Source organism: Streptococcus gwangjuense (assembly GCF_003627155.1).
GTDB lineage: Bacteria > Bacillota > Bacilli > Lactobacillales > Streptococcaceae > Streptococcus > Streptococcus gwangjuensis.
In genome coordinates this window covers 1,400,596-1,419,173 of record NZ_CP032621.1, presented here as the reverse complement: position 1 = coordinate 1,419,173, position 18,578 = coordinate 1,400,596, and the positions used below count along the sequence as shown (strand labels likewise).

Sequence of the window (18,578 nt, the reverse complement as noted above, 5' to 3'; positions counted from 1 at the left end):
CCTTATTTATTGAATAGATGATGGTAGAAACCTTGCGCCTGCATTAACTCTTGGTGGCTACCAACTTCAATGATTTTCCCCTGGTCAAGAACAATGACACGGTTGGTTCGTTCGGCTATACTGAGACGATGGGCTACAAAGAGAATGGTTTTATCAGTTAGGGACATAAGATTATCTATAACTTTTTTCTCAGTCAAGACATCAAGACCGCTAGTAGCTTCATCTAGTATTAAAACAGGAGATTTAGTTAAAAGAGCACGAGCGAGAGCGATTCGTTGCTTTTGTCCTCCTGATAGACCAGCTCCATCAGAGAGCTGAGTTTGATAACCCATAGGCATTCTTTCAATGTCTTGACGGATTTCAGCTAATTCGCAAGCTTTTAGAATATCTTCTTGGCTAATCATATGATTACCGCCCAAAGTTAAGTTTTCCAAAATAGAGCCATTAAAGATATAGGCTTGTTGGGGAAGGTAATTAATATGACGGCGCAAGACTTTTTTATCAATGTTTTTAATATCCTGATGATTGATGGAAATATGTCCTTTGTAAGGTTCAAAGAAATTGACAATCATTTTGGCTAAAGTTGTTTTACCAGAACCACTAACTCCAACTAGGCTAACCTTATCTCCTTGTTTAATCGTGAGATTAATACCTGTTAAAGTATCTCGTCCAAAACCATACTTATAAGAAAGGTCATCAAATTCAATATCGCCCATCAAAAAATGTGAATGAACAGGGTTTTCTGGGGTTTGGAACTCAGATTCGACTAGATAGACTTCGTTCAAACGGTTATTAGCGACCTTCGCAGATTGGAGTTTGGTTTGGAGGTTGATAATATTTTCCATAGGAGTTGTAAAGTAAGAAAGAAGTGTATTAAAGGTAATCAGCTGACCGATAGAAATTTTACTCGACATGACTAATTGAGCGCCAAACCATAGGATAAGGATATTCAGAACTAATTTTGTTCCCTGTTTTAAACTCGTTTGTAAAATAGAATACTTACTGAGCTTAAAGGATTTTTCCAAATAATCTACAAATTCACTGTCTATATTTTGATAGCGATTTTCTTCACTCGTCAGCGACTTTATAGTTTCAATCCCGTTGATATCTTCGATAATGGCAGAGCTAACCATAGAATTACTTTGCATGACATCATGGTTCATTTTTTCGAAAGGCTTCATAAAAGAAAAGATGATGAACATGTATATAGGAATGGAAATAAGAGAAAGAAGGAAGAGATTAGGGTTTTGTGCCAGTAAGACGCCTCCTACAAGAATCAGAATAGAAACATCCAGAAAAAGAGAAAGAATGGTAGAAGCCAAGGCATCTATAATAGAGTTAGCATCTGTGAACCGTGAAATGATTTCTCCTGTACGACGTGTCGCAAAGAAAGACATAGGAAGTTCAAAAATATGGCGAATATAGGATAAAATCACATCAATACTTAATCTCTGACTCAGAACAGTTAGGAGATAATCTCTGGAGAAGCCCATGACTTGTTGGAGGATATAGGTAATAACCAGACCAACTGAGATGATTCCTAAAGTTGATTTCATCTGATTTGGAATGTATTCATCCAAGATTCCTTGGAGATAATAAGAACCACCGATATTGATAATAGTGACCAATAAGCTTGAGAGAACAATATAAGCAATAAGAGATTTTTGTTTGAAAATCAGAGGAAGGAAGCTTAGTAGACCATTCTTTTTATCTTTATGGGGTTGATAGCTAGGTTTGGGAGCTAGAAAAATAGCTACTCCAGTCCATTCAGAGAAAAAGCGTTCTTTTGACATTTTGGTGATTTTTACAGAAGGGTCGGGATCGCCAATAATCAGATAGTCTTTCTTTGTTTGATAGACAACATAGTAATGTTGGAGTTTTCCTTCTTTGTTAACGTGAACGATAAATGGATAGGGGACATCACTCATGTCAAAGAGAGTTTTATCTGCTTGAACAGGTCTGGTTTCAAATCCCATTTTATTTGCGGCTTTTACAATGCCAAGAGCAGTCGTCCCTTCTTTATTGGTCTTTGCAAGTTCTCTCAAGTGAGCTAGAGAAAAATCTGAACCATAGAATTTAGCAATCGAGGCTAAGGCAGCAACACCGCAGTCTCTAGCATCTATTTGAGGAACAAATGTACGTTTATAAGAAGTCATTGGCAATTCCTTTCATATAGTAGATAGGTATATTATGCCATAAAAATAAGTTCATATTTTATGAAATCTTGAATAGTCATTGAAACTTCCTGAATGGTAAAAAAGTGATTAGAAATTATCTTTTAAAAAAAATTTAGAGGTGGTTTTAAATAAAAAAGCTAATTTAAGACGTTTCGATGACAATTCAAGATTTGGATGAAAAATTTTAAAAAACAATGATATACTAAACTTGTCAAAGTTGCAACAGTACAAAAAATTAAAAATAAAAAAAGGAGTATTTGTCATGAATACAAAAATGATGGAACAATTTGAGATTATGGATACTGATATGCTTACTTGCGTTGAAGGTGGCGATAATTCATACGGATTCTGGTATAGAGTAGGTAGTTTAGTAAGAGATGGATTTGATTTGTATGTTGAAAATCAAAGAAGATTGCATGCGATGTGCCCACTGTGTATCTAAGGAGATAATATCATGAAAAATAAATATTTTGAAACTTTAAGTGCAGAAAAACTAATACAAGTTCAAGGAGGTGGAATGCCTTGGTGGACTTCCTTAATTCCTAATTACGACCAATTTCTTGGATCAATTTGTGGTTTCATAGATGGAATTAGCAAATCTACAAACAGGGGACAATGCTAAAAAATCATCTAGACATTAAAGAAAGGATAAACTATGAAGAACATAAGTTTTATCTTTATAAAAGTGCTTACTTGCTTTTTACTTACTTTTGCTATTCAAGTTGTACCATTATCTGTTGTTAGACGATTTTATGACGGAGTGATAGGAGAAGTATTCGGTGTAGGTGTCTACTTTTTATCTTTCTTTATATGTTTAACAATTATTGTATATCTTGTTAAGAGATGGGGGGATGAGACTACTTTAGATCGCTTACCAATCAAGTGGGTAGAATTGAGATGGATTATTTTTGCTTATCTGGCTAATCTAATTTTAGTAGTTAGTTTTATATTTTTTACTACCGTCCTTGGAAAAGCCCACGATAATACAAGTTCTTTGAGCTTTTTTCAACATTTTGAAACTAGTGGTTTCTTTTATACAGTTCTATTTTGGTTGTCAACTGCTTTTACTCAACCTCTTTTGGAGGAGATGCTCTTTAGAGGAATCATTTTAGGAAGTTTAGAAAAATATTCTCCTATTTTTGCTGTCTTTCTTTCAGCTGTTCTTTTTGGATTTGCTCATGATGGAGAGATTATTTCTCAGCATCTTGTGACAGGACTTGTATTGGGTTGTCTTTATATAAAGCAAAGAAATCTATATTCCTGTGTAGTTGTACATGGCTTGATGAATGCTACTGTCACCTGTCTCTTTTTTCTGGCTACTTAGGTTTTGAACCGGTGAGTTTGTGTAGTTCTTCGTCTGATAGTATATGAAAGGAGCAAAGAAATGAAAGCTTTTCTTGCTAAAAAAGAATCATATTCTTTGTGAGATTGTTCCTGGGTCAGTTGCCTTTGCTTGTCTCTACTTAATCATCATGCTTCTGCTCATTTGGGGCTTGAAGTATTATAAAAAGTAGAGCTTAATGAAGTATAAAAGAAAAGGGTAAGTGTTTTCGCAATACTTACCCTTTTATAATGAAGTTGTTGCAATTCAAGATGTTTCGATGACCATTTAAGATTTATATGAATTTGTAATCTTAAATAAGGTAAGATAAAGATAACAAATGTAAAGGAGTATTCTTATGAAGAAACAAAAGATAAAATCGCTATTACTTGTACCACTTGTATTTGCATCTATTACTACGGGTGTTGTATATGCAGAAGAACAGCCTACTACTTCATCTATCCAGGCGAATGATAGTTCTGTTGTGGCACCAGATTTGCCATCGGCTAAGGAAAAGGTGGAGCATAAACCTTCTGTTGTAACCCCAGAAGAGTATGAGAAGAATGTTGCGGACTTTAAAAAGATAGATATTGAAGCTGTACGTCAATCTTTTACAGAGGACCAATTGGAACATACTATTTATTTTGGTAGAAAAACTTGCTCTCATTGTCGTCAATTTTCTTCTGAATTGAAAGAATTTAATAACTTGATTGAAAAGAAGTTAGAGTATTATGATTTGGATGGTAAGGATTTTGATGGGGAAGCGAGAGAGTTTCTATTTAAAAAAGTCGGTATTCCAGGAACACCAACAATTTTGTATTTAAAAAATGGACATCCGATATCTGGATGGGTTGGTGGCGGAGCAACTGCACAACAGGTGTATGATTATATGTACTCGAGAAACTCACCTAAGCAAACGGAGACAGTGAAATCTTCTGAGGGAACAGTAACTGAAAGTGTCCGTGATGAGAATACTAGAAGTGACAGCATGAATATTAGTGATAAAGTTGTAAGTGACAGCAAAGGTATGGGTGATGAAAAAAGAACCGAAATGAAAATATCCAATGCTAATCCCAATTCTAATAGTGAAAATAGTGGGAATGTGGAGAGTACAAACTCAACTTCTGAAGCTAAAACTACTCAATCTGACAATTTAGCAATGTTAGACAATAAGAATCAATTGGAAACTCCCAAACCTATTTTTGATGTTGCTCAAGAAAATAAAGCTCCTTCAACTGATGTTAAGGGGACTGATTATGTAAGCAAATCTATTACTTCGAATGAAAAATTATTACCGAAAACAGGAGAGGAAGAAAGTTACCAACTGCTTCGACTAGCTGTCGCGTTTTTTATGGCTTCTATAATGATTAAAGTGAAACAAAAAATTCATAAATAAAAATAGATGGTAAACAGGTGCAATGATATTATTTGTCTGTAATAACATATAGCTAGAATTTGCCTATAGACAAGAGTGAAAGGGCAAGTATGTTTTTAATGCTTGCTTTTTAAATTTTTTAACAATTCAAGACGTTTCGATGACAATTCAAGATTTGGATGAAAAAAATTAATAAACGATGATATACTAAACTTGTCAAAGTTGCAACAAGACAAAAATTAAAAATAAAAAAGGAGGTATTCCTCATGGAAACAAAAACAATGACTCAATTTGATGTTTTGGATACTGAAATGCTGGCTAGCATTGAGGGAGGAACTGATTGGGGAACAGTAGGAAAAGGAGCTGTCTATGGAGCAGGTATCGGAGTTGCTATGTGTGGGGTAGGAGGACTCCTTACTGGTGGTGCCACATGGGCTATGACTGCTGCCTGTGCTTGGGCTGGAGCTAAACTTGGTGGTTCTTTTACTGGAATTGCTGATAATATTTGGTCATAGAAGGGAATAGAAATTATGTTTAATTACAAAATAGTAGATAATCAAGAATTAAGTAATATTTCTGGAGGTGGATTGGGAGGAGATGTACTTGTAGGAGCCTTGTCGGGTGCATTTCAGGCAGGACAATCTTGTATTGCTGGAGGCCCCCAAGCTTACTTTATTTGCGCAGCAGGAGGCGCTATAGTAGGTGGCTTTGTAGCTTATGGATTGAGACCACCAAAATAGTTTTAAAAAGGAATGAGTGTTAATATGTTAAATGGAACTATGATTCAGCTTATACTCATTGCAATTTGTTGTGTGTACATTATTTTTAACACCAAGGCTGATAAAAACCAAAAGAGAGGATATCGTACAGCTTTGTACCTTTTCGTTATGGCTGGTATTATATCCTATATTATGAATTATTTGAACTGGTTAGATTTTTTCTTACTGATAACTCCGATAATGTGCCTATTTAAATTTGAAGATCAATGGAGTTAGCAACATTTGACACTTCAATAGGTTATTAACTATCCTTTGGCTCATTGTTAACTGTAGTGAGTTGAAGAAAAGCTAAGATCAAGAAAGGACGAATTTCATCCTTTCTTTTTTAAGTACGACGGGCATGTCGTATATCTGAGGTGTAAGTCCTCGGTGGACACCTGCTACTGGTGAACCCAATAATGATTCCCAGGCCTGACTATCGTGAGGTAGCGAGGAGAGGAAGGCAGAAAACTAACCACTTTTAGAGGGTTAAATAGTAGTTAATGCATAGGTAAAAAAGCATGGTAAATAGTTAGTATTAGCGGAAGTAGAAAAGTTAAAAATGAAAGGAAATTATCATGAGTAAAAATAGTAGAACAGAAAAAGCTAAAGTAACAGAAAGTGCAGATTTTGGAGCATATTTTTTAATCTTAGCAGTTTTAGCCGTCGGGGCGCTTGCTTATTTTTCAGAAGATTTTGGGACAAGGTGGGCAAAAGTTATAGAAATAGTCGGAGCACCGTTTTCTTTAGGTTTAGGTTTTTTTGCTTTTGATAAAGGTTTTGAACTGCTAAACGATTATAAAAAGAATAAAAGAAAAGAAGACGAAGAGGAAGAAAAAACAACACTCAGAACTAAAAAATGTAAAATAAAGGGGTAAAAAATGGCAAGGAAAAAGAAGTTACTTTGAGAAGAGTTTGGGAAGATGGTGTTGTCAAGGACGATAGCGACCTATGAAAAAGCAATCAACGCTGAAAAATAACATTTTCAGCTGAAAAGATGGAGGAGCTAGACAACATACTATCTAATGGAATGGGGTTGCTTGATGGAGTACAAGCAACGGTATTCTAACAGGACGAAAATAAAAAAAGTATTCCTCGTGAATACAAAAACAATGTTTCAATTTTCAGAAGCTAACAGTTAAAGTTTGTCTTTGTCCAGTTTGACTTTTACCATAGTATGTGAGATATATTAAATGAATAAGAAATCCTTTTTTATCATCTGTTCTACGTTGATTATTGCATCGAATCTTCTCATGATTTCCGTGGTGAACAAAGGAGAAGAAACAGGGAGCAACCTGTTTGTGATTGCTATAGCCTGTGTTATGTTACCATCCTTTTTATATGCGGTTGAGAACCGAATGGCTTCTTTAATTAGAACAGGGTCAGTAGCTCTACTCTTATTGACAGTATTGTCTTTAGTCCGTCTTGTCAACAGAATAGAGAGGACACCTGAAATTCTCAACATTATCATTACCCTCTTGGTTTTGGCAAGTGGGACAGCCTGTATCCTTGTTGCAATCATGAGAATCTATCAGAACAGACGGAAGTAAGGCTGAATAGCTTTCGATGTATTTTCACATTGTTAAATTCCCCTAGTGCAAGTATGTTTTTCATGCTTGCTTTTTTTAATTTTTTACAATTCAAGATGTTTTGATGACCATTTATGATTTGGATAGAAAATTTTAAAAAATAGTAGTACACTAACCTTATTAAGGTTGCAATAGGATGAAAATAAAAAGAGGTATTCCTCGTGAATACAAAAACAATATTACAATTGGCTATTATGGGAACTTAAAGGCTTGAGCTTGTAAGTAGAGAAACTGTAATTGGAGGTAATTATGGATTTTAAAAGTTTTATTATTGGTTTAGTAGTTGGTATATTTGGTCCTTATATGGATGATGTAATTAGAAAAATATTTTCAAAATTTTCAAAAAAGAATACGGATAGTACCCCCTAAAAATTTTCTCCCCTGTATTTGATAGCTTAATTTACAGGGGAGTTTCTTTAATATGGTTTCGCCTGTTAAAATGATATGTGATAGCAGGATAAAAAATCTACAAATTAAGTTGGTATCAATACGGTGTAAAGGGCAAGTATGTTTTTCATGCTTGCTTTTTAAATTTTTTACAATTCAAGATGTTTTGATGACCATTTATGATTTGAGTGATTCAAGGTCAAAATAAGTGCTATACTAATAGTGTAAAGGTTCTTGCTCAACAAACATTTAGGAGGAAATTTTATGAAGAAAAAATACTTGTCATTTTCATCTTGTATCTAATCATGTCCATCTTTCTTTATCCGCTTAGGGAAAGTATTTGGTATCAGCTATTTTATACAATAGCCTATATGATTGCGGTTATAATCTATTTTGCTTTAACTAAAAAGAAAGGAGCAAAGAAATGAAAACTTTTCTTGCTAAAAAACGGAACATCTTCCTTACGAGATTGTTCCTAGGTCAGTTGCCCTTGCTTGTCTCTACTTATCTATTTCTATCTCGTCAGTTTTTAACTTTTTCCTTGGTTTTCCAATTTCTTTTAGTGGTTATTAACTTGGCTTCTATTTTGGTCACTGTTTACCTCACTAGAGAAATGAGGATAAGAGAGTTTGAAGATGATGATTTAGTTAGTCCTAGAACCAATCAACTCATGTTCATTGGTTTGACAGTCTTTATGTCTATTATCTGTTTGTATAGAGGGATCACAGCAGGAGAATTCTATCAACAATTGATTGCCTATATTGGTGCTATTCTCTGTTTGATAATCATGCTTCTACTCATTTGGGGCTTGAAGTATTATAAAAAGTAGGGGCTAATGAAGTTTTTGTTATGAATACAAAAACGATGTCACAATTTGAAATGATGGATACTGAGATGCTTGCGAAAGTTGAAGGAGGTTTCGGAGGTTGGGGAGATATGCTTTCTGGTTTATTGGGTGGGCTAGCACCGTCTCCAACTTTGGATCAATTAATGGTAAGTGGTCTATTATACATCTTTCAAAACCATGTAGTCCTTATGGTATAGGGGGAACTCCAAACTCATGTAATGGTATTTAAAAAGGATTGAAGATATGAAGGCAAAATATGGGAATCAAATTGTTGATGTTTGGGAAATTGGTCAAGCAACTCCTAAACCAAGTTGGGTAGAGGAAGCTTTTCAAAAAAATTATATGGTTTGGTTGGATAATCATGTGCGCATTCTAATGGCAGGTCTTAACACTTCTCTTGCAACTAATATCAAGTTTGGTCTAGTTGGAACAGTTGGAGGAGGATTCGCTGGTTATGGGATGTATGTTCTTGGTTATCCAGGTGATTATATAGATATCACCAATCATAGAGTTGTTTCTGCTAAAACATTTCATAAAAGTTATCAAATTTTAGAAAATGATTAGATGTCATTTAATTGTAATGGAGAAAGCAATGAAAAAAATATTTTTTAAAAAACAGACCATTTTCCTTGCGAGATTGTTCTTAGGTCAGTTGCCTTTACTTGTCTCTGCTTATCTATTTCTATCTCGCCAGTTTTTAAATTTTTCCTTGGTTTTCCAATTTCTCTTAGTGGTTATTAACTTAGCTTCCATTTTGCTCACTGTTTACCTCACTAGGGAAATGAGGATAAGAGAATTTGAAGATGATGATTTGGTTAGTCCTAGAACCAATCAACTCATGTATATAGGCTTGACAGGTTTTATGTCTATTATTTGTTTGTATAGAGGTGTCACAGCAGGAGAATCCTATCAACAACTAATTGCCTATATTGGCGCTATTCTCTGCTTGATTATCATGCTTCTGCTCATTTGGGGTTTGAAGTATTATAAAAAGTAGAGGAAGGGTTTTCTTCTTAATCTGGGACTAGTCTAAAGACTGGCAGGAGGAGGTTATCATGTATAAACACTTATTTTTCCTAGATTCAAAAACCTTAGACTGGTTGACACCTTATATTCTGGTCTTGGCTTCTGACACCATTGCCTTTAATGTTTTTGTGCTAACCTTTGTATCTGTGGTGGTCTTTAATTCCCTAAATTCCATGCTGGCTTTAATGGTTATCTTCTTAGGGTGGGGTTATGTGATCGGATTTTGGTTACTAAAATGGTTTGTTTTGGAAAGGCTAGAACTAAAGAATGACGTGTAGGAAGTCTGTTTGGTGAGGAGGATAATTTTATGAAGTTTTTTGATAAATTTCATGCCTTTTGTTTTGGATTTTTAGTACTACTAATCGTCATTACAGTTCCTTATACGATTAACCATGGGGACTTTTTTCAAAATGAATCTGAATTGATTATTGTAAGTCTTCTTGTAACATCGCTGAGTGTTACTTATGCTAGAAAGTTTGAAATGGTTTCTTTTGGGATGTTAAGCAAGAAACAACTTTTGCTTTTCATTGCAATCTTTTTTCTAAGCGTTCTTGAGACGCTAGTTTATATTCATTTCTTCGCTGTTTCTTCTGGCGCAGGAGTTCAACACTTGGCGGAAGTCAGCAGAGGAATTTCCCTGTCTTTGATTTTGACTTCCTCAGTTTTTGGACCCATCCAGGAGGAACTCATTTTCAGAGGACTTCTTCAAGGTGCGGTTTTTGACAATTCTTGGTTAGGGATTGTACTGACTTCCTCTCTCTTTTCTTTTATGCATGGACCTTCTAATGTCCCTTCGTTTATTTTTTATCTACTTGGGGGCTTGTTACTGGGCTTTGCTTATAAAAAGAGCCAAAACCTATGGGTTTCTACTCTAGTTCACATGTTTTACAATGCTTGGCCACTCTTATATTATTTATAAAAATCATGAAAAGGTAAGCAGAAGACGGTGCTTACCTTTTTCAAGTTATAATGATAGCCTGAGCCGATTGAGATGCTTTTCTTTGAGAATCGGGCGTGGAGCGGTTGACGAATAGGCCAAAAACTAGTAGAATAGTAAGGAAACTTTATACGGAGGAAAGAAATGGATTTGGGTGATAATGAGCTAACACTGACTCCCATACCTGGGAAAAGTGGCAAGGCTTATATGGGTAGCTATCCTGATGGGAAGCGCATCTTTGTAAAAATGAACACCTCTCCAATCCTACCTGGTCTAGCTAGAGAACAAATTGCTCCACAATTATTATGGAGTCGCCGTTTGGCAGATGGGCGTGATATGTGTGCTCAAGAATGGTTGACAGGCAAGATATTGACCCCCTATGATATGAATCGTAAACAAATCGTCAATATTTTAACCCGTCTTCATCGCTCACGTCCGTTGATGACACAGTTGAGTCGTTTGGGATATGCCATGGAAACACCTGTAGATTTACTACAGTCTTGGCAAGAAACGGCTCCAGATGCTTTGCGTAAAAATCATTTTATCAGTGAAGTGATGGCTGATTTACGTCAGACTATTCCAGGATTTAGAGAGGACTATGCGACCATTGTCCATGGAGATGTACGACATAGTAATTGGATTGAGACAGACAGTGGCTTGATTTATTTGGTGGATTGGGATTCGGTTCGCTTGACCGACCGCATGTTTGACGTTGCTCACATGCTCTGCCATTATATTCCAGAACATCAGTGGAAGGAATGGTTGACCTACTACGGTTATAAGTACAATCAAACGGTATTAAATAAATTGTATTGGTACGGTCAATTGTCTTATTTGAGCCAGATTTCCAAGTATTATATGAACCAAGATTTAGAAAATGTCAATCGGGAGATTCATGGCTTGCGTCACTTCCGAGACAAGTATGGAAAGAGAAGATGAGAGTTAGAAATCGTAAAGGGGCGACAGAATTACTAGAGGCAAATCCCCAGTATGTGGTCCTCAATCCCTTGGAAGCCAAGGGAAAATGGCGGGACTTGTTTGGTAATGACAATCCCATTCATGTGGAAGTTGGAAGTGGAAAGGGTGCCTTTGTTTCAGGTATGGCTAAGCAAAACCCTGACATCAACTATATCGGGATTGATATTCAAAAGTCTGTTTTGAGTTATGCTTTGGACAAGGTGCTTGAAGTTGGGGTACCTAATATTAAGCTCTTGTGGGTAGATGGTTCTGATTTGACGGACTACTTTGAAGACGGTGAGATTGATCGCTTGTATCTGAACTTTTCAGATCCGTGGCCTAAAAAACGCCATGAAAAGCGTCGTTTGACCTACAAGACCTTCTTGGATACCTTCAAACGTATCTTGCCTGAAAATGGAGAAATTCATTTCAAGACGGATAACCGTGGCTTGTTTGAGTACAGCCTAGTGAGCTTTTCTCAGTATGGCATGAAGCTCAACGGCGTCTGGCTTGATTTACATGCCAGTGATTTTGAAGGCAATGTCATGACAGAATACGAGCAAAAATTCTCCAACAAGGGGCAAGTTATCTACCGAGTTGAGGCTCAGTTTTAATCTAAAGAGATTTCAAAAACTGTTTCGCATTCAAAAAGTAAAACGAGTTATATATTCTAAGGATTTAGTTCTGAATTGCACAGAATTAGGTCCTTTTAGTTTAATTTTCAAACAGGTGCTTTTTACTAAGTGTGTATTTGCGGCTCGATAAGTGGTATAATGGAAAGGTTATGAGAAATAGTATAAACCCTCTTGTATTCTATCTTTTCTTTATCCTTGTCATAGGTTGTTTAATTTTTTCAGATTATCAACAACATAGACAAGTAGAGGTGCAGGCTGAAAAAGAGGTGCAAGTAGAAAAAACTGAGACAACTATTGAAACCAGTGAAGTTGAGGAAAATAAGGTTATCGAAGACAGATTGGCCACGATGACCTTGGAAGAGAAAGTGGGACAATTATTTTGGGCCAGAGTTCCTTCTGATCATCAGATAGAAAATCTCCAATCCTATCATTTGTCTGGTTATATCTTATTTGGCAGAGATTTTGAGGGACGAAGCATAGAGGATATAAAGGCTTTAACAAAGGGTTACCAAGCTGCTGCAAAGATTCCTTTATTGATTGGTTCAGATGAAGAAGGTGGGGCAGTGACTCGTATTAGTTCGATTTTAGAAACTCCTTTCCAATCTCCTATGACACTTTATCATCAAGGAGGAATGGAGGCGGTACTTTCTGATACGAAGCAAAAGGCAGAACTACTAAAATCTGTTGGGATTAATGCTGGACTTTTCCCGGTTGCAGATCTGGCAAGGGATCGATCTGCTTTCATTTATGATCGAACGATTGGACAAGATGCTCAAACAACTGCAAGCTATGTTCAACAGGTTGTAGAAGAACTTAAAAAGAGTAAGGTTGGGTCAACCTTGAAACATTTTCCAGGATATGGCGATAATGGAGACAGTCATACCGCTATTATCCAAGACAACCGTTCTCTGGATGAATTAAGACAAGCAGATTTTCTTCCCTTTCAAGCTGGGATAGATGCAGGGGCGGATAGTGTGTTAGTCTCTCACAATATCCTATCTAAAATTGACACTGTACCATCATCCATCTCGCCGAAAATCACGAACCTTCTCCGTAAGGAACTGCATTTCAAAGGTGTCATTATGACAGATGATTTAGACATGGCAGGATTAGCAGATTTTGTCAGTCAGGAGGAAGCTGCTTTTCAAGTGATTGTAGCTGGAAATGACCTGATTCTAGGGTCTTCCTATCAAACCCAGATCCCTTATCTATTAAAGAAAATTTCCTCTGGAGAGTTGACAGAAGAACGTATTGATGAGTCTGTCAGACGCATTTTAACTTGGAAATACGACTTGGGATTATTAGGAGCGACCCAGTAAGTCTTGTAAGCCCAGACAAAAAGCTTCAAGGTCAAATCCTTGCAGGTTAGCTTGATTTGTGTTATACTTATAGCAAGAATATGAAAAGTGAGGCGGGGAAATATCTTCGCCTCTTGCTTATGAGGAGGTGGACGCAATCGCAACAATCGTAGAATTAGTCAGAGAAGTTGTAGAACCTGTCATCCAAGCACCTTTCGAACTCGTGGATATCGAGTATGGAAAGATTGGCAGTGACATGATTCTCAGTATTTTTGTAGATAAACCTGAAGGAATTACCTTGAACGACACGGCAGACTTGACAGAAATTATCAGTCCTGTCTTAGACACCATCAAGCCAGATCCCTTCCCAGAACAATATTTCCTAGAAATCACCAGTCCAGGCTTGGAACGTCCTTTGAAAACCAAGGATGCTGTCGCTGGAGCGGTTGGGAAATACATTCATGTCGGGCTCTACCAAGCCATCGATAAGCAAAAGGTCTTTGAAGGAACCTTGTTGGCCTTTGAAGAGGACGAGTTGACCATGGAATATATGGACAAGACGCGTAAGAAAACCGTCCAAATTCCATACAGTTTAGTATCAAAAGCACGTTTAGCAGTTAAATTATAGAAAAAGAAAGGATAGCTTTTGAGGATTCAAAAGTGAAGAAAACATGAGTAAAGAAATGCTAGAGGCCTTCCGCATTTTGGAAGAAGACAAGGGAATCAAAAAAGAAGATATCATCGACGCAGTAGTAGAGTCGCTTCGTTCCGCTTATCGCAGACGCTATGGTCAATCAGACAGCGTAGCTATTGACTTTAACGAAAAAACAGGTGACTTTACAGTTTATACTGTCCGTGAAGTGGTTGATGAAGTATTTGATAGCCGTTTGGAAATCAGCTTGAAAGATGCTCTTGCCATTAATTCAGCCTATGAGCTTGGCGACAAAATCAAGTTTGAAGAAGCACCTGCCGAGTTTGGTCGTGTAGCAGCCCAATCTGCCAAACAAACCATCATGGAAAAAATGCGCAAGCAAACACGTGCCATCACTTACAATACTTACAAAGAACATGAGCAAGAAATCATGTCTGGTACAGTAGAACGCTTTGACAACCGCTTTATCTATGTCAACCTTGGCAGCATTGAAGCCCAATTGTCAAAACAAGACCAAATCCCTGGGGAAGTTTTTGCTTCTCATGATCGTATCGAAGTTTATGTTTACAAGGTTGAAGATAACCCTCGTGGTGTCAACGTCTTTGTTAGCCGTAGCCATCCAGAAATGATCAAACGTTTGATGGAGCAAGAAATTCCTGAAGTTTATGATGGAACTGTTGAAATCATGAGCGTGGCTCGTGAAGCAGGTGACCGTACTAAGGTTGCTGTTCGTAGCCATAATCCAAACGTGGACGCTATCGGTACAATCGTTGGACGTGGTGGAGCTAACATCAAGAAAATCACTAGCAAATTCCACCCAGCTCGCTATGATGCTAAGAGCGACCGTATGGTACCAATCGAAGAAAATATCGACGTTATCGAGTGGGTAGCAGATCCAGCTGAATTTATCTACAATGCCATTGCTCCTGCTGAGGTTGACCAAGTTATCTTTGACGAAAACGACAGCAAACGTGCCTTGGTGGTTGTACCAGATAACAAGCTTTCTCTTGCCATCGGTCGTCGTGGACAAAACGTTCGCTTGGCAGCTCACTTGACTGGTTACCGTATCGATATCAAGTCTGCTAGCGAATTTGAAGCCATGGAAGAAGCTGGTTCGGTAGATTTGGAAGCAGAAAACGATTCTGTAGAAGAATAAAAGCTGCTAGAGGAGGGAAAGATGAAAACGAGAAAAATCCCTTTGCGCAAGTCTGTTGTGTCCAATGAAGTGATTGATAAGCGTGATTTGCTCCGCATTGTCAAAAATAAGGAAGGACAAGTCTTTATCGATCCGACAGGCAAGGCCAATGGCCGTGGCGCTTATATCAAGCTAGACAATGCAGAAGCCTTAGAGGCGAAAAAGAAGAAGGTCTTTAACCGCAGCTTTAACATGGAAGTGGAAGAAAGCTTTTATGATGAGTTGGTCGCTTATGTGGATCACAAAGTGAAAAGAAGAGAGTTAGGACTTGAATAAGCAAAAGATAAGTAATCTCTTGGGACTGGCTCAGCGAGCAGGGCGAATCATATCGGGTGAAGAATTGGTCGTCAAGGCCATTCAAGACGGCAAGGCCAAGTTGGTCTTTCTAGCCCATGATGCTGGACCCAATCTGACCAAGAAGATTCAAGATAAAAGTCATTATTATCAAGTAGAAATTGTAACCGTGTTTTCAACACTGGAATTAAGCATAGCAGTCGGGAAATCGAGAAAGGTTTTGGCTGTAACAGATGCTGGATTTACAAAGAAAATGAGGTCTCTTATGGAATAGAAGAGGAGGACATGATTTGTCTAAGAAAAGATTGTACGAAATCGCAAAAGAACTTGGAAAAGAAAGTAAAGAAGTTGTAGCGCGTGCAAAAGAGTTGGGCTTGGATGTGAAAAGCCACTCATCAAGTGTGGAAGAAGCTGTCGCTGCAAAAATCGCTGCCAGCTTTAAGTCCGCAGCTGCTCCGAAAGCAGAAGCAAAACCTGCAGCACCAAAAGCAAGTGCAGAAAAGAAAGCCGAAAAATCTGAGCCAGCTAAACCAGCTGTAGCCAAGGAAGACGCAAAAACGGCTGAGCCAGTTGCTCCGAAGACAGAAAAAGTAGCAGCTAAGCCGCAAAGTCGCAATTTCAAGGCTGAGCGTGAAGCTCGTGCCAAAGAGCAGGCAGAACGACGCAAGCAAAATAAGGGCAATAACCGTGACCAACAACAAAACGGAAACCGTCAGAAAAATGACGGCCGTAATGGTGGTAAACCTGGTCAAGGCAACCGCGACAATCGTCGCTTTAATGACCAAGCTAAGAAACAGCAAGGTCAGCAAAATCGTGGAAATGAGCGCCGTCAACAAGAGGACAAACGTCCAAATCAAGCGGCTCCACGTATTGACTTTAAAGCCCGTGCAGCTGCCCTAAAAGCAGAGCAAAATGCAGAATATGCCCGTTCAAGTGAGGAACGTTTCAAGCAGACTCAGGCTGCCAAAGAAGCCTTGGCCCAAGCTAACAAACGCAAGGAGCCAGAGGAAATCTTTGAAGAAGCTGCTAAGTTAGCTGAACAAGCGCAACAAGTTCAAGCAGTGGTTGAAATAGCTCCTGTGAAAAAAGAAGCTGCAGTGGATACACGTCGTAAGAAGCAAGCCCGACCAGACAAAGAACGCGACGATTACGATCGCGAAGAAGATGGTCCTAGAAAACAACAAAAGAATCGAAGTAGTCAAAATCAAGTGAGAAATCAAAGAAATAGTAACTGGAATAACAATAAGAAGAACAAAAAAGGCAATAACAAGAACAACCGTAATCAGACTCCAAAACCTGTTACAGAACGTAAATTCCATGAATTGCCAACAGAATTTGAATATACAGATGGTATGACCGTTGCGGAAATCGCAAAACGTATCAAACGTGAACCAGCTGAAATCGTTAAGAAACTCTTTATGATGGGTGTCATGGCCACACAAAACCAATCTTTGGATGGGGAAACAATTGAGCTCCTCATGGTGGATTATGGTATCGAAGCCAAACAAAAGGTTGAAGTGGATAATGCCGACATCGAACGTTTCTTTGTTGAAGATGGTTATCTCAATGAAGATGAATTGGTTGAGCGTCCACCAGTTGTAACTATCATGGGACACGTTGACCACGGTAAAACAACACTCCTAGATACCCTTCGTAACTCTCGTGTTGCGACAGGTGAAGCAGGTGGTATCACTCAGCATATCGGTGCCTACCAAATCGTTGAAAATGGCAAGAAGATTACCTTCCTTGATACACCAGGACACGCGGCCTTTACATCTATGCGTGCGCGTGGTGCTTCTGTTACCGATATTACTATCTTGGTCGTAGCGGCAGATGACGGGGTTATGCCTCAGACTATCGAAGCCATTAACCACTCAAAAGCGGCCAACGTTCCAATTATCGTAGCTATCAACAAGATTGATAAACCAGGTGCCAACCCAGAACGCGTTATCGGTGAATTGGCAGAGCATGGAGTTATGTCAACCGCTTGGGGTGGAGATTCTGAATTTGTTGAAATCTCGGCTAAATTCAACCAAAACATCGAAGAATTGTTGGAAACAGTCCTTCTTGTGGCTGAAATCCAAGAACTCAAGGCAGATCCAACAGTGCGTGCGATCGGTACAGTTATCGAAGCTCGCTTGGATAAAGGAAAAGGTGCGGTCGCAACCCTTCTTGTTCAACAAGGTACCTTGAATGTTCAAGACCCAATCGTTGTCGGAAATACCTTCGGTCGTGTTCGTGCTATGACCAATGACCTTGGTCGTCGTGTTAAGGTTGCAGGCCCATCAACACCAGTTTCTATCACAGGTTTGAACGAAGCGCCAATGGCGGGTGATCACTTTGCCGTTTACGAGGATGAAAAATCTGCGCGTGCAGCAGGTGAAGAGCGTGCTAAACGTGCCCTTATGAAACAACGTCAAGCTACCCAACGTGTCAGCCTTGAAAACCTCTTTGATACCCTTAAAGCTGGTGAACTCAAATCAGTTAACGTTATCATCAAGGCCGACGTACAAGGTTCTGTTGAAGCCCTTTCTGCCTCACTTCAGAAAATCGATGTGGAAGGTGTTAAAGTGACCATCGTTCACTCAGCGGTCGGTGCGATCAACGAATCAGACGTGACTCTTGCGGAAGCTTCAAATGCCTTTATCGTTGGTTTCAACGTACGCCCTACACCGCAAGCTCGTCAACAAGCAGAAGCTGACGATGTGGAAATCCGTCTCCACAGCATTATCTACAAGGTTATCGAAGAGATGGAAGAAGCCATGAAAGGGATGCTTGATCCTGAATTCGAAGAAAAAGTTATCGGTGAAGCAGTTATCCGTGAAACCTTCAAGGTGTCTAAAGTGGGAACTATCGGTGGATTCATGGTTATCAACGGTAAGGTTACCCGTGACTCTAAAGTCCGTGTTATCCGTGACGGTGTCGTTATCTATGATGGTGAACTTGCAAGCTTGAAACACTACAAAGACGACGTGAAAGAAGTTACAAACGGTCGTGAAGGTGGATTGATGATTGATGGTTACAATGATATCAAGATGGATGATGTGATTGAGGCCTATGTCATGGAAGAAATCAAACGTTAAGATAAGATTTTTGCTCCTTTCTTAGGTGGTGAGGGACGCAAGCAAAC

23 protein-coding genes and 2 pseudogenes are annotated in these 18,578 nt (G+C 38.4%); 24 read left to right on the top strand and 1 reads right to left on the bottom strand.

The annotated features are described in order from the left end of the window. Nucleotides 1–2: 2 nt before the first annotated feature. Nucleotides 3–2,156 (bottom strand): peptide cleavage/export ABC transporter BlpA, encoded by a 2,154-nt coding sequence (gene blpA, locus D7D53_RS07065; RefSeq protein WP_120770556.1) that lies wholly within the window; start codon nucleotides 2,154–2,156, stop codon nucleotides 3–5. A 283-nt stretch (nucleotides 2,157–2,439) separates the two neighbouring features. Between blpA and D7D53_RS10285 the strand changes: the two genes are divergently transcribed. From D7D53_RS10285 to infB, 24 genes and pseudogenes are all read left to right on the top strand, one after another. Further along, nucleotides 2,440–2,619, top strand: a complete 180-nt coding sequence (locus D7D53_RS10285) for a bacteriocin class II family protein (RefSeq protein ID WP_281268597.1) — start codon at nucleotides 2,440–2,442, stop codon at nucleotides 2,617–2,619. 12 nt (nucleotides 2,620–2,631) lie between these two features. Further along, nucleotides 2,632–2,799 carry a hypothetical protein gene (locus D7D53_RS10010; RefSeq protein ID WP_162927887.1) on the top strand — a complete coding sequence of 56 codons (168 nt, stop codon included), beginning with the start codon at nucleotides 2,632–2,634 and terminating at the stop codon, nucleotides 2,797–2,799. Between the two features lie 33 nt (nucleotides 2,800–2,832). Then, nucleotides 2,833–3,501, top strand: a complete 669-nt coding sequence (locus D7D53_RS07055) for a CPBP family intramembrane glutamic endopeptidase (protein ID WP_120770555.1) — start codon at nucleotides 2,833–2,835, stop codon at nucleotides 3,499–3,501. Nucleotides 3,502–3,561: 60 nt separating this feature from the next. After that, nucleotides 3,562–3,641 (top strand): annotated as a pseudogene (locus tag D7D53_RS10365) (immunity protein); the annotation flags it as partial. 215 nt (nucleotides 3,642–3,856) lie between these two features. Further along, a complete protein-coding gene (locus tag D7D53_RS07050) occupies nucleotides 3,857–4,894 on the top strand; it encodes a DUF6568 family protein (RefSeq protein ID WP_120770554.1) in 1,038 nt (345 codons plus the stop codon). A 245-nt stretch (nucleotides 4,895–5,139) separates the two neighbouring features. Beyond that, nucleotides 5,140–5,388: a Blp family class II bacteriocin gene (locus D7D53_RS07045; protein ID WP_120770553.1), complete on the top strand. Its 249-nt coding sequence runs from the start codon at nucleotides 5,140–5,142 to the stop codon at nucleotides 5,386–5,388. A gap of 15 nt (nucleotides 5,389–5,403) precedes the next feature. Beyond that, nucleotides 5,404–5,613 (top strand): Blp family class II bacteriocin, encoded by a 210-nt coding sequence (locus tag D7D53_RS07040; RefSeq protein WP_033684778.1) that lies wholly within the window; start codon nucleotides 5,404–5,406, stop codon nucleotides 5,611–5,613. Between the two features lie 596 nt (nucleotides 5,614–6,209). Next, nucleotides 6,210–6,509 (top strand): hypothetical protein, encoded by a 300-nt coding sequence (locus D7D53_RS07030; protein WP_120770551.1) that lies wholly within the window; start codon nucleotides 6,210–6,212, stop codon nucleotides 6,507–6,509. 480 nt (nucleotides 6,510–6,989) lie between these two features. Beyond that, nucleotides 6,990–7,181, top strand: coding sequence for a hypothetical protein (locus D7D53_RS10360; protein ID WP_419965911.1), 192 nt, complete (start codon nucleotides 6,990–6,992; stop codon nucleotides 7,179–7,181). Nucleotides 7,182–7,469: 288 nt separating this feature from the next. Next, complete coding sequence (locus tag D7D53_RS07020) at nucleotides 7,470–7,589, top strand: PncF family bacteriocin immunity protein (protein ID WP_004257541.1); 120 nt, start codon at nucleotides 7,470–7,472, stop codon at nucleotides 7,587–7,589. A 442-nt stretch (nucleotides 7,590–8,031) separates the two neighbouring features. Then, nucleotides 8,032–8,436 (top strand): immunity protein, encoded by a 405-nt coding sequence (locus tag D7D53_RS07010; RefSeq protein WP_120770549.1) that lies wholly within the window; start codon nucleotides 8,032–8,034, stop codon nucleotides 8,434–8,436. Nucleotides 8,437–8,456: 20 nt separating this feature from the next. Then, nucleotides 8,457–8,683: pseudogene (locus D7D53_RS10280) on the top strand (Blp family class II bacteriocin). Between the two features lie 14 nt (nucleotides 8,684–8,697). Then, nucleotides 8,698–9,018: a hypothetical protein gene (locus D7D53_RS07000; protein WP_000645118.1), complete on the top strand. Its 321-nt coding sequence runs from the start codon at nucleotides 8,698–8,700 to the stop codon at nucleotides 9,016–9,018. Nucleotides 9,019–9,046: 28 nt separating this feature from the next. After that, a complete protein-coding gene (locus tag D7D53_RS06995; RefSeq protein WP_120770547.1) occupies nucleotides 9,047–9,451 on the top strand; it encodes an immunity protein in 405 nt (134 codons plus the stop codon). Between the two features lie 58 nt (nucleotides 9,452–9,509). Continuing rightward, nucleotides 9,510–9,758 (top strand): immunity protein BlpZ, encoded by a 249-nt coding sequence (gene blpZ, locus D7D53_RS06990; RefSeq protein ID WP_024057408.1) that lies wholly within the window; start codon nucleotides 9,510–9,512, stop codon nucleotides 9,756–9,758. A 29-nt stretch (nucleotides 9,759–9,787) separates the two neighbouring features. After that, nucleotides 9,788–10,399, top strand: coding sequence for a CPBP family intramembrane glutamic endopeptidase (locus D7D53_RS06985; protein ID WP_084949965.1), 612 nt, complete (start codon nucleotides 9,788–9,790; stop codon nucleotides 10,397–10,399). A gap of 162 nt (nucleotides 10,400–10,561) precedes the next feature. Next, nucleotides 10,562–11,356 (top strand): cell cycle regulator CcrZ, encoded by a 795-nt coding sequence (gene ccrZ, locus D7D53_RS06980; protein ID WP_000363005.1) that lies wholly within the window; start codon nucleotides 10,562–10,564, stop codon nucleotides 11,354–11,356. Next, a complete protein-coding gene (gene trmB, locus D7D53_RS06975; RefSeq protein WP_001266095.1) occupies nucleotides 11,353–11,988 on the top strand; it encodes a tRNA (guanosine(46)-N7)-methyltransferase TrmB in 636 nt (211 codons plus the stop codon). The genes ccrZ and trmB overlap by 4 nt, the downstream gene beginning before the upstream one ends. A 170-nt stretch (nucleotides 11,989–12,158) precedes the next feature. After that, nucleotides 12,159–13,328 (top strand): glycoside hydrolase family 3 protein, encoded by a 1,170-nt coding sequence (locus tag D7D53_RS06970; protein WP_120770546.1) that lies wholly within the window; start codon nucleotides 12,159–12,161, stop codon nucleotides 13,326–13,328. Nucleotides 13,329–13,455: 127 nt separating this feature from the next. After that, entirely contained in the window at nucleotides 13,456–13,935 is a 480-nt protein-coding gene (gene rimP / locus D7D53_RS06965) for a ribosome maturation factor RimP (RefSeq protein WP_000338691.1), read from the top strand. Between the two features lie 43 nt (nucleotides 13,936–13,978). Then, nucleotides 13,979–15,115 carry a transcription termination factor NusA gene (gene nusA, locus D7D53_RS06960; protein WP_120770545.1) on the top strand — a complete coding sequence of 379 codons (1,137 nt, stop codon included), beginning with the start codon at nucleotides 13,979–13,981 and terminating at the stop codon, nucleotides 15,113–15,115. 21 nt (nucleotides 15,116–15,136) lie between these two features. Beyond that, complete coding sequence (gene rnpM / locus D7D53_RS06955; protein WP_120770544.1) at nucleotides 15,137–15,430, top strand: RNase P modulator RnpM; 294 nt, start codon at nucleotides 15,137–15,139, stop codon at nucleotides 15,428–15,430. Next, nucleotides 15,423–15,722 carry a YlxQ-related RNA-binding protein gene (locus D7D53_RS06950; RefSeq protein ID WP_001041390.1) on the top strand — a complete coding sequence of 100 codons (300 nt, stop codon included), beginning with the start codon at nucleotides 15,423–15,425 and terminating at the stop codon, nucleotides 15,720–15,722. Before rnpM ends, D7D53_RS06950 begins: the two co-directional genes overlap by 8 nt. A 16-nt stretch (nucleotides 15,723–15,738) precedes the next feature. Next, entirely contained in the window at nucleotides 15,739–18,531 is a 2,793-nt protein-coding gene (infB, locus tag D7D53_RS06945) for a translation initiation factor IF-2 (RefSeq protein WP_120770543.1), read from the top strand. Nucleotides 18,532–18,578 lie beyond the last annotated feature (47 nt).